Annotated in this window: 9 protein-coding genes and 1 pseudogene; all 10 read right to left on the bottom strand. The window is 71.2% G+C overall.

Annotated features, from left to right (window positions below):
- Window positions 1-1,899: elongation factor G (gene fusA, locus R6V09_RS34720; protein ID WP_317885440.1), on the bottom strand; the 1,899-nt coding region annotated here is incomplete at its 3' end.
- 284 nt (window positions 1,900-2,183) lie between these two features.
- Complete coding sequence (locus tag R6V09_RS34715; RefSeq protein ID WP_317885439.1) at window positions 2,184-3,062, bottom strand: ABC transporter permease; 879 nt, start codon at window positions 3,060-3,062, stop codon at window positions 2,184-2,186.
- A gap of 32 nt (window positions 3,063-3,094) precedes the next feature.
- Window positions 3,095-4,138 carry an ABC transporter substrate-binding protein gene (locus tag R6V09_RS34710; protein WP_317885438.1) on the bottom strand — a complete coding sequence of 348 codons (1,044 nt, stop codon included), beginning with the start codon at window positions 4,136-4,138 and terminating at the stop codon, window positions 3,095-3,097.
- Window positions 4,139-4,149: 11 nt separating this feature from the next.
- Window positions 4,150-5,739 carry a carboxylesterase/lipase family protein gene (locus R6V09_RS34705; protein WP_317885437.1) on the bottom strand — a complete coding sequence of 530 codons (1,590 nt, stop codon included), beginning with the start codon at window positions 5,737-5,739 and terminating at the stop codon, window positions 4,150-4,152.
- A gap of 33 nt (window positions 5,740-5,772) precedes the next feature.
- Entirely contained in the window at window positions 5,773-6,477 is a 705-nt protein-coding gene (locus tag R6V09_RS34700) for a GntR family transcriptional regulator (protein WP_317885436.1), read from the bottom strand.
- Between the two features lie 55 nt (window positions 6,478-6,532).
- Complete coding sequence (locus tag R6V09_RS34695) at window positions 6,533-7,393, bottom strand: amidohydrolase family protein (RefSeq protein ID WP_317885435.1); 861 nt, start codon at window positions 7,391-7,393, stop codon at window positions 6,533-6,535.
- A 33-nt stretch (window positions 7,394-7,426) separates the two neighbouring features.
- Window positions 7,427-8,401 (bottom strand): PhnD/SsuA/transferrin family substrate-binding protein, encoded by a 975-nt coding sequence (locus tag R6V09_RS34690; RefSeq protein WP_317885434.1) that lies wholly within the window; start codon window positions 8,399-8,401, stop codon window positions 7,427-7,429.
- Between the two features lie 51 nt (window positions 8,402-8,452).
- Window positions 8,453-9,322 (bottom strand): hypothetical protein, encoded by an 870-nt coding sequence (locus R6V09_RS34685; protein WP_317885433.1) that lies wholly within the window; start codon window positions 9,320-9,322, stop codon window positions 8,453-8,455.
- Window positions 9,319-10,479: a DUF3500 domain-containing protein gene (locus R6V09_RS34680; protein WP_317885432.1), complete on the bottom strand. Its 1,161-nt coding sequence runs from the start codon at window positions 10,477-10,479 to the stop codon at window positions 9,319-9,321. Before R6V09_RS34680 ends, R6V09_RS34685 begins: the two co-directional genes overlap by 4 nt.
- 12 nt (window positions 10,480-10,491) lie before the next feature.
- A pseudogene (locus R6V09_RS34675) lies at window positions 10,492-10,852 on the bottom strand (hypothetical protein); the annotation flags it as partial.

Raw genomic sequence — 10,852 nt, 5'->3', positions numbered from 1 at the left:
CGTCGAGGCGGTGACCCGGCCGCGGCGGGCGGCGAGGTCGCCGAGGACTCCGCCGACCGCGTCCCCGGGCACGGTGACCGTGACCTCGACGACCGGTTCGAGGAGGACCGTCGCGCAGGCGCGCAGGGCCTCCCGCAGGCCGAGCCGGCCGGCCGTGCGGAACGCCTGCTCCGAGGAGTCCTTCACATGGGTCGCCCCGTCGGTCAGCGTGACGCGCAGCCCGGTCACCGGGAACCCGCCGACCGGGCCCTCGGTGAGGGCGTCACGGCAGCCGGCCTCCACCGAGCGGACGTACTCCTGCGGCACCCGCCCGCCGACGACCGCCGAGCGGAACGCGAAACCGGAGCCGTCGAGCGGTTCGACATCCAGCACCACGTGCGCGAACTGGCCCGAGCCGCCGTCCTGTTTGACGTGCCGGAACACGAACCCGGACACCCCGCGCACCACCGTCTCCCGGTAGGCCACCCTCGGGCGGCCGACGTCGACCTCGACCCCGGTGGCCAGGCGGATCTTCTCCACCGCGACCTCCAGGTGCAGTTCGCCCATGCCGGACAGGACCGTCTGGCCGGTCTCGGCGTCGGTGCGCACGACCAGCGAGGGGTCCTCCTCGGCGAGCCGGGCGAGGGCCGACGCCAGCTTGTCGGTGTCGGTGCCGCGGCGTGCCTCGACGGCCACGGACACCACCGGGTCGGCGACCGCGGGCGGTTCGAGGACGAGCGGGGCGCCGGGCGCGCACAGGGTCGAGCCGGCGCGGACGGACTTGAGTCCGGCCACGGCGACGATGTCCCCGGCGACCGCCCGCTCCAGCCGTTCGTGCCGGTCGGCCTGCACCCGCAGGATCCGCCCGATCCGCTCGGTGCGCCCTGTACCCGGATCCCACACCGTGTCCCCCCTCTCGATCGTGCCCGAATAGATCCGCAGATACGTCAGCCGCCCGGTCCCCGCCGCGCTCACCTTGAACGCCAGTGCGGACAACGCCACTTGAGGGTCGGCCGCCCGCTCCTGTTCGCCGCCGTCGTACGTCCCCCGGACCGGGGGCACGTCCAACGGCGAGGGCAGATACGCCACCACGGCGTCCAGCAGCGGTTCGATGCCCCGGTTGCGGTAGGCCGAGCCGCACAGCACGACCACACCGTCGCCGGTGCGGGTCAGGTCACGCAGTGCCGTGCTCAACGTCCCGGCGGACAGGGTGGATTCGGCGCAGAACTCCTCCAGCGCGCCCGGATGCAGTTCGGCCACGGCCTCCTCCAGCAGCCGCCGACGCCGCCGCGCCTCTTCCAACAGGCCGTCCGGCACCGGGACTTCCGCCATCGTGGCGTCGCCGTCGGGCCACACCAGCGCCCGCATCCGCAGCAGGTCGACGACTCCGGTGAAGCCGTCCTCCGTGCCGATCGGCAACTGCACCACCAGCGGCGCCGGATGGAGCCGTTCGCGGATGGAGGCGACGGCCGTGTCGAGGTCGGCGCCCGCGCGGTCCAGCTTGTTGACGAAGGCGATGCGCGGCACGCCGTACCGGTCGGCCTGGCGCCACACCGACTCGCTCTGCGGCTCCACGCCCGCGACGGCGTCGAACACGGCGATCGCACCGTCGAGGACGCGCAGCGAACGCTCCACCTCGTCGGCGAAGTCGACGTGTCCCGGGGTGTCGATCAGGTTGACGCGGTGGCCGTCCCAGGCGCAGGTGACGGCCGCGGCGAAGATGGTGATGCCGCGGTCGCGTTCCTGGGGGTCGAAGTCGGTGACGGTGGTGCCGTCGTGGACCTCACCGCGCTTGTGCGTGGTGCCGGTGAGGTAGAGGAACCGCTCGGTGACGGTGGTCTTGCCGGCGTCGACGTGGGCGAGGATGCCCAGGTTGCGGACGGCGGTGAGCGGGTTGGTGACAGGGCGTTCGGTGCGCACGGCCCGTGGCCTTTCGAGAGTGATTCCGTGCAGGGCGGCGCGATTCCCGTACGAGGGAAGAGAGTTGACGTGGAGTCAGATGCTCAGATGCTCGTCACGGGTGTCCGGTACCGGCCGCGCGGCGGGTACCGGAGGGACGAGGACAGGAGGATCACAGCGGTGCGGTCACGCACGGCGGGCTCCCCTCACTCGTCAACGGTTGTGGCGAGTGTAGGGAAGCCCGGGGTGGTGGGGCACCGGATTTATCAGGGGCAGGTGGGCCCGGGCGCGGACATCACCGACCATCAGACGCGTGCCGGACCGCGGCGGGGGCCGAGCCCGAGCCGTTTCAGTGCGTAGGTGTCGAGCCAGGTCAGCAGGCCGTTCAGGATCAGGGTCATCACCACCAGGACGATGAGGCCGGCGAACTCGGTCGCGGCGTCGAGGTTCATGGCGGAGGTGAAGAGTTCGTGGCCGACGCCTTCGGAGGAGGCGATGAACTCGCCGCCGATGACGCCGAGGATGGCGAGGGGGCCGCCGGTCTTGAGGGCGGCGAAGAAAGGGGCGGCCAGGGTGGGGATGGTGACGTAGCCGAGGACGTGGTGGCGACGGCCGCCCATCACCTGGACGATCTCGACGAGTTCGCGCTCCCGCAGGCGCAGGCCCAGGTAGACGTTGTAGAAGACGACGAAGGACACTCCCGTCACGGCGATGTTGATCTTCGACCAGGGGCCGATGCCGAAGAACAGCAGGAACAGCGGTGCGAGGGCGATCTTGGGGATGCCGTTGACGGCGGCCACCAGGGGTTCCAGGACCCGGCCCGCGAGCGGGAAGGAGCCCAGGAGCAGGCCCATCACGGTGCCGAGGACCACGCCGATGGCGAATCCGGCGGCGATCTCGATCGACGTCACCCTGATGTCGGTCCACCCGGAGGAGGAGCCGAGCAGGTTCCACAGGGCGTGCGACACGTCGGTGGGCTTGCTGACCGCGTACTCCGGGACGACGGGTCCGCTCATCACCTGCCAGAGGACCAGGCAGAGCGCGATCACGGCGAGGCGCAGGGCCACCACGGTGGCGGTGTCGCGCCAGCGGTCGTGGCTCCTGCGGCGTCGTCCGGTCGCGGCGACCGCAGTCTCGGTGGTGGTCTCGCCGGTGTTCTCGGGGGTGTCGGTGGCAGTCACCATCGGATGCTCCTTCCGGTTGCGCGCCGGCCGTGTCATGGCAGGTACTTGTTGGTCCAGTCGCTCGTGGTGACCTTCGCTCCGTCGGGGAGCGCCCCGATCGCGTCGATGAAGGCCGTGGTGGTGTTCCAGGTGGCCGCGTCCATGGCGGCCTTCGCCGGCCAGTCGACCTGTTCCAGGCTGCTTTCGAGGACATTGGCCGGTACGCCGGGCAGCGCCTTCTGCGCTACGGCCAGGACGGTCTTGTCCTGTTTGTCGGCGAGGTGGGTCCGCATGTAGGCGGTGCCCTGCTGGACGGCCGTGACGAACTTCTTCGCGATGTCCGCGTGCCCGGTGGCGTAGCTCTTCTGGGCCACGACGAACTGGCTGTATCCGGAGTGCGTGGCGTCCCATTCGGGCACGGTCAGCGGGGTCGCCACGACGACGCCGTCGCCGGAGTCCGCGATCTGCAGGGGCAGTGGTTCGGAGGTGACGAACCAGTCGATCTCGTGGTTGTTGAGCGCGGCCTTGTCGGCGACCGGGCTCGGCAGCGACACCCACTTCAGCTTGGTGGGGTCGACGCCGTGGGACTTGAGGAAGATGCCGGCTTCTGCCTTGGTGTTGGCCGAGCTGGCGCCCGCCGTCGAGTCGGAGAGGGCCTTCGCGACGTCGGCGGCCGGGGTGGAGGCGGTCAGGTCGTGGTCCTGGGCGAACTTCTTGCTGACGACGAGTCCGAGCGGGTTGCCGAGGCCGTCCGCGCCGAGCGCGATCTCCGGGAGGCCCTTGGAGAGCGCGGTCACGAACCCGGTGGGGCTGTCGTGCAGGAACTGTACGGAGCCCGCCTGAAGGGCGGACGGTCCGGTCGCGGCCGTCAGCGTCACGTACTTGATCCTGAGCCCCTGCTTGCGGAAGTAGCCGTTGGCGTCGGCCACCTTGAGGGGCAGGTCGAAGATGTTGCCGCCGGTGCCGACCGTGACGGTGGTGAGTCCGTCGGCGCTCGCCGAGGAGTCACCGCCGCACGCGGTCAGCAGTGCCGTGCCGAGCGCCATGGTGGCCGCCAGGGCGGTGGCGGTACGGGTGTCCACGGTGCGTAGTCTCATGAGGTCTCCTGTCACCATGCCTGCTGCGTACGGAAGAAGCGCTTCCAGAAGTCGAGCCGCTCCGGCTCCGCGACGGGGACCGGTCCAAAGCCCTCGCCGACCTGCATGACCGTCGCCGAACCCGGGTTGTACGGCGGCCAGTTGGGCAGTCCGGGCCCGTTCGGGTCGCCGGTGGCGACGAAGTTGGCCCAGTAGCCGGACATGATCTCGGCGACGGCGCGGTCCTCGGCGGTCCACTCGGCGTCGTCCTGGTCGAGGTTGTCGAGGACGAAGTCGATCTCCGAGCCGTGCGAGGCGCGCCGCGGGTCCTGACCGCGGGCCGGGGAGCGGTGGGCCCAGAAGTAGGTGTGCACCGGGCGGTCCGCGTGCCGCGTCCAGTCCGTCCCCCAGAGGAACGTGGAGACACGGGCGTTGTCGCGTACGGCGGCGTTGTGGGCGCGGCCCGCCTCGTCGTCGGTGGTCGCCGGGTACAGCCGCAGGAACTCGTCGGCCATCTCGCCGTACTTCCTGCGGGCGGCGGCCGTGTGGTCGTGGAGGGTGACGTGGACGGGTGGCATGCCCGGCCGCCAGGCCTTCCTGCCGGCGGTGCGGTAGCCGGCGAAGGTGCTCTCGGGGACGGCTCCGCTCTCGTCGCGGTTGCTGCCGGCGAGGTAACCGACGTTGTTCTGCAGTCCTTTGGCGTACGTCTCGTCGTAGCCGGCGGGCAGCACCCAGCCGTCGACGACGGGCCGGAACAGCGGTGGCTTCGCCGAACTCCCGCTCTCCACAGGCAAGTCGACGGCCGCGTCCCCGTCGACGAGTCTCTGCCAGGGCAGGGAGCGCAGCCGGGCGAGCGAGGGGCCGCCGCGTTCCCCGGCGTACCGTGCGCCCGCGCTCTCGGCGTCGGCGAGAGCACGGTACGACGTTGCCAGGTACCGGAGTTCGGGGTCGCGGGAGTGCCGGGCGTGGCTCTGTGCGACGGCACGGTGGAACAGGCCTTGCGCCAGCGGGGACATGGCGAGGAAGTTGACCGCGCCGGCGCCGGCCGACTGTCCGGCGATCGTGACGCGGTCGGGGTCGCCGCCGAAGTTGGTGATGTTGTCCCGTACCCAGCGCAGGACCGCGACACAGTCGAGGAGGCCGTAGTTGCCGGAGGCGTGGTGTCCTGACTCGGCGCTGAGTTCGGGGGTGGCGAGGAAACCGAAGGCGCCCAGGCGGTAGTTGAAGGTGACGACGACCAGGCCTTTGCGGGCGAGGGCCTCGCCGTCGTAGCGGGGGCTCGCGCCGGTGCCGACGCGGAAGCCGCCGCCGTAGATCCAGACCAGGACCGGGCGGCGTTCCTCGGTGGAGGTGGCGCCGGTCCAGATGTTGAGGTGGAGGCAGTCCTCGCTCATCGGGAGGTCGATACCGGCGACCTCGCTGCTGGGGGCCTGCGGGCACATCGGGCCGAACGTGTCGGCCGTGCGCACACCCGGCCAGGTCGGCGGGGGCTGCGGCGCGCGCCAGCGCGACTCGCCGACCGGGGGCGCCGCGTAGGGGATGCCCCGGTAGACGGTGAGCGCGCGGTCGCGGCCGGGTATGCCCTCCACCAGCCCTGCCTCGGTTTCCACTGGGTGGCGCATGAAGACCCTTTCTCGGGTGCGGCGAGTGGTCGGTCAGTCGGGGGTGCGCACGGAGTCGCCGTTGGCCGAGCGCAGCAGGAGTGCCTGTCGGGCGGAGGCGACGTGGTGGCGCATCGCGGCGACGGCCGCGTCGGGGTTGCGGGTGACGACGGCGAGAAGGATCGCCTGGTGTTCCTCCAGCGAACCGGCCCTCGGGTGCGGTGCGGAGAGGTTGCGGTACTGGCGCATGACGAGCGGGTAGAGCAGCGTGTCGTAGGCCTTGGCGAGGGTCACCTGGTGGGCGGCCTGTTTGACCTGCTGGTGGAAGAGGCGGTTGCCGCGCGAGTAGGCGGCCTGGTCGCCGCGTGCCTTGCAGTCCTCCATCTCCCGGAGGGTGGCGCGCAGTTGGGTGATCTCCTCGTCGGTGGCGCGTTCGGCGGCCTTCCCGGCGAGGGCGGACTCCAGTGTTTCGCGGGCCTCCAGGATGTCCGCGGCCTCCTCGACCGTGAAACTCCGGGTGCGTACCCCGCGGTTGACCTCGCTGGTGACGTAGCCCTCCTGGGTGAGCCGGACCAGGACCGCCCGCATGGTGCTGCGGGAGACGTTGAACATCCTGGTCAGGTCGGCCTCGGTGAGCCGGGTGCCCGGCTCGACGCTGCCCGACAGGAGCAGGGTGCGCAGTCCTTCGTAGGCCTGGCTGTGCCGGGTGGGCGACGTCCGGCCCGGATCCACGACGTCGTCGTAACCGCTGATGTCCACCTTGATCACCTGTATGTCTGGGTAGGGATGTCGACTGCTCCGGGAGTATCTCTGTTCAGCCGCGCGCTTCGGCCAGCCCGGGATACAAGCGTCGTGTCGTGCCCGCGAAGATCGCCCGCCGGGCGTCCTCCGGCAGTACGGCGAGGACGTCCTCGGCCAGGCGCAGCAGCTCGGGCAACGACTGTTCGGCGGCAGGGCAGTTGGAGCCCCAGGCGATCCGCTCGGCACCGAAGGCGGCTACGACGGGTTCGAGGAAGTCGGCCGCCGTGTCCCCGGCGTCGTGCAGCCGCTCCAGGTTGCGGTGGGTGAGTTTGAGGAACAGGCCCGGATGCTGGGCGAGTTCGGCGACGTCGGCCCCGGCGCGGGCGGGTGAGGCGGCGATGTCGGGGTAGCCGATGTGGTCGAGGAGGACCCGGACGTCCGGGAACCGCTCCAGTACCTGCCGGAGCTGCTTGGTCGCCGGCCCGAGCCGCATCTGCAGACAGACGGTGATGCCCAACTCGCCCGCCCGGCGCCAGAATTCGTATGTCTCGGGGGTGGCGAACCACTCCCCCTGCGTCGGCACCGTGCTGCCGCTCGTGAACAGCCGCACCCCGGCGAGGCCGCCCTCGCCGACCGCGTGCGCCAGGATGCCGGCGGCGTTCTGGCGCAGCGGATCGAAGGTGCCGACGGCGACGAAGCGTCCGGGGCGGCTGCGGCAGCTGTCGAGGACGTAGGAGTTGTCGTAGCCGTAGGCCGTGGTGGCCTGCACCAGGACGGCCTGGCCGATGCCCGCCTCGTCCATCCGGGTCGTCATGCCGGTGGCGGTCACCGGCCGGGACCCGGCCCACGGCGACTGCTTGCCGCCGATCGGCGCGCGCGGATAGCGCGACTCGTCCTCGGAGATGATGTGGCAGTGTGCGTCGACCACGTCCATGGTCCAACTCCTTTGTGCGGTACGTCGTTTCGGTCAGGCGTCCGGGTAGTCGCCGGCGGCGAACAGGGCGTGCGGGTCGGTGGGGAAGTCCGGGTCGAGCAGGCCCTGGTCACGGGAGAACCGCACGAGCGCGGTCAGGCTCGGCGCGTTGACGTCGATGCCGTACGGGACGGGGTCGCCGTCGATCTGCCGCGCCTGGCGGGCGAGCCGGGGCTGCGCCGACCAGTCGGGATCGGCGGCGAGTCGCTTGCGCTTGCTGTCGGCGAAGGCCGTGCAGAGCCTGGTGGGGAGGGCGGGGTCGCGGTCGACGAGTTCGGAGCGGAGCGCGATCAGCGAGTGGAGTGGGTAGACGCCGGTCCTCAAGTACCAGTCCACGGCGAGGACTTCGGCATCCGGGAAGAGCGGGTACGGGCCCTCGCCGACGCCGTCGTCCGCCGCCGTCCAGCCCGCCCGGGGTGCGCCCGCCCGGCCGGTACCCGCGTTGCCGGTGAACGCGGCGTCGATGTCACCGGTCCGCAGCAGCTCGCCCAACGACCGCCCGTTGCCGACCCGTTCGACGTTCTGCGGGGTCCGGCCCTCGATGTGGTCGTCGTCGTCCACCACCCAGGTGATCTTCCCGACGTCCACACCGTACTGCTCGGCGAGGATGCCGCGCACCCACACCCCGGTGGTCACCGTGTACGCGCGGACCCCGACCCGGCGCCCCTCCAGATCCCGTGGCACGCGGATGCCCGAGTCCTCGGCGCACCGCACATCTGCGTGGTGGAAGCGGCGGTTGAGGAAGACGGGGACCGCGGTGAGCGGGACCCCTTCCTGGCGGGCCATCAGATAGGAGACGGGGGCGAGTTCGCACACGTCGAACTCCAGGTCGCGGATCATGCGCCGGTAGGCGCCGATGACCGGCCTCACCTCGACCGGCTCGATCCGGTACCCGTCCACCTCGACATCGCCGTCGAGGAGCGCCTGCCCGTGCGGGTACTCCCCGAGGGCCACCGAGAGCTTCTGCATTCCCTGCCTTCCGTTCGCTGGGGTCTGTTCGCTACGGCCGTCCGCGCGGACCTATCCGCCGAGCCGCGCGGGCTCCACGCCGAGGGCCGCGCAGGTCCCCGCCACCAGCTCGCCGAAGGTGACGGGTCGGGGCAACACGCCCTGCTCCAGGGCGTATCGGGCGGCCTGCGTGACCGGTCCGCGCAGTGCCTCGAAGCCGACCGGAGCGAAGTCCACAGGGCTCGTCGGCGGGATCGCGGCGCGCATCGCGTCGTAGGCGGCGCAGACGGCGGTGGAATGCTCACGGGCGGCCGACTCGGTGACGCCGACGACATGGTTGACAGGGGCGAACCCCTTGGCGAGCGCCCATTGTCGAGCCACGTCGGACGCGTCCGGGACGGCGGTGTGGATGACGTCGATGGCCGGGGTCTCGTTGCCCATGATCCCGAATTCGAGGCGGCCTTCGAGGAAGTCGGCCTGGAGCCGGGCGCCTTCGGGGGCCCGCTTCACCCAGTCCGGGTCCTCGTGGCCGTCGACATGGCCGTCCTCGTACACGACCCAGTCGACGTTCCGCAGGTCGACCCCGTACTGCTCGCCGAGGAATCCGCGCACCCACACCCCGGTGGTCTGACTCCAGGAGCGGACACCGACGGTCCTCCCCTCGATGTCGTCGACCGTCGACTCGCCACAGGTGACGAGGGTTTGGTGCTGGTGGCGGCCGAGCGTGGTGACCGGGAGCAGCACGACCGGCTTCCCGTGGGCGACGGCCTGGACGAGCGTGACGACCGCCACCTCGCAGAGGTCGACGTCCCCATCGTTGACGAAGCCGCGGGAGGCCCTGTGCACCGGGCGTACGTCGAGCCGTTCGAGGTCCGTGCCCGTGGCGCGGACGGCGGCCTGTGCGGCGGTCGCGAGGTCGTCGCGGCCCAGAACCATCTTCATCCCGTGCTCCTCCTCCGGTGGAACCGCTCGTGGTGCCGGCGCAGCAGGTCGGTGCCGTAGTCGTTGCCGTTCGGGGTGCGGACCACGGTGTGGATGTGCTTGCGCGAGGGCACGTCGTTGTCGAACATCACCCCGGCCTGGTGCTCGAACTCGATGAGGATCACCGGGCTGTGGACGCGGTAGTAGAAGACGCCGTTGAGGCCGCCGTCGCCGATCCAGGCGAAGTGGGTGTCGGCGAGGTGGGCGGTGACCTCGTCCATGCGGACCCGGGCGTGACCGGCGCCGGCCCGGTTGACGTACAGGCCGATGAGTTCCGCCGCGACCGCGCGCTGACCGGACGTCAGCTCGCCCAACGGGAGGCCCGCGTGGTCGAGTTCGAGGTTGTCGCGGAAGGCGCCGGCGAACAGGTCGGGCGGCAGTTCGTCCGCGATCACGGCCAGCTTCCGCTGACGGCTCGTCAGAGTCGTGAACAGCTCCTGCCCTACGGCCTCTTCGCGCCGGAAGACTGATGTCCCCGCGTACTTCCCGGACTTGGCGGTGACCGGTTCGGCGCCCAGGAAGGTGGGCGTGAGGACCATCTGGTCGCCGACGAAGACGCAGTTGACGTTGACGTGGTGGCCGTCGAGCTGCCAGCCCCAGGGGCCGCCGTGCCCGGGTTCGCCGTAGACGCTGAACCAGTACAGCCACTCGTTCAGGAGGTCCTCCTCGCCCCGGAGTTCACCGATGGTGAGGTTGAGGTGCATCAGGTCGAGGACCTGGGTGTAGCCGTGGCCGCTGAGACTCGCGCGGACGACGTCCAGGGCGCGGTGGCGTCTCTCGTCGTCGAGGTCCTCCAGGCACAGACCGTGGCGGAGGAAGTACCTTGCCCCGTTGGCCCAGTGACGCCAGGTCAGATCGTCGACGGGGAACCTGCCGGCGGCCCGTTGGGCCGGTGAGAGGGCGGTGAGGTAGTCCTCCGCCGCCCGGCGGACGCCGGTGACGTCCACGCCGGTCTCACGCAACGGGAAGAGCCCGGGGCGCACGCCTTCGGAGGTGGCCACCCCGCGGAAGGGTTCCGCCGCCGCGCGGCGCCGCCAGTCGACCTTGGCCAGGAGGTCCGGCGTCCACCGGTCGGGCCGCCGGGTGGGGGCGCTCGGTCGGTGTCGTAGTCCTGTCATCGCTGCCTCCTCTCAACTGCCCCGGACGAACGCCGTTTCCTTCTCGATCGCGCCCACGTCCACGGGTGAACGCACGAGCTCCTGCTCCAGGGCGTAACGCCCGGCGATCTCAAGGCAGTTGGCGAGGGAGTCGCTCCAGCCCGCGGACACCGCGCGTCCGGCCGGTGAGTCGTCGCGCTCTCGCGCGGTGGCGGCGATCGCGTCCTTCAAAGCGCGGTACAGGGCGAGTACCGCCTCCGGTGCGGAGTGCAGGACGTCGTCGCGGACGACGACCACGTGGTTGGCGGGGACGGTGCCGTGCCGGTCGATCCAGGCGAGGCCCGCGGCCTCCGCGTCGGGGATCAGCGGGATCAGGCCCTCGCCCTGGCCGCCG

Origin of the sequence: Streptomyces sp. W16, assembly GCF_033194735.1 — a bacterium.
Classification (GTDB): Bacteria; Actinomycetota; Actinomycetes; order Streptomycetales; family Streptomycetaceae; genus Streptomyces.
The sequence above is the reverse complement of the archived record's forward strand: the minus strand, read 5'-3'. Positions and strand labels throughout refer to the sequence as shown.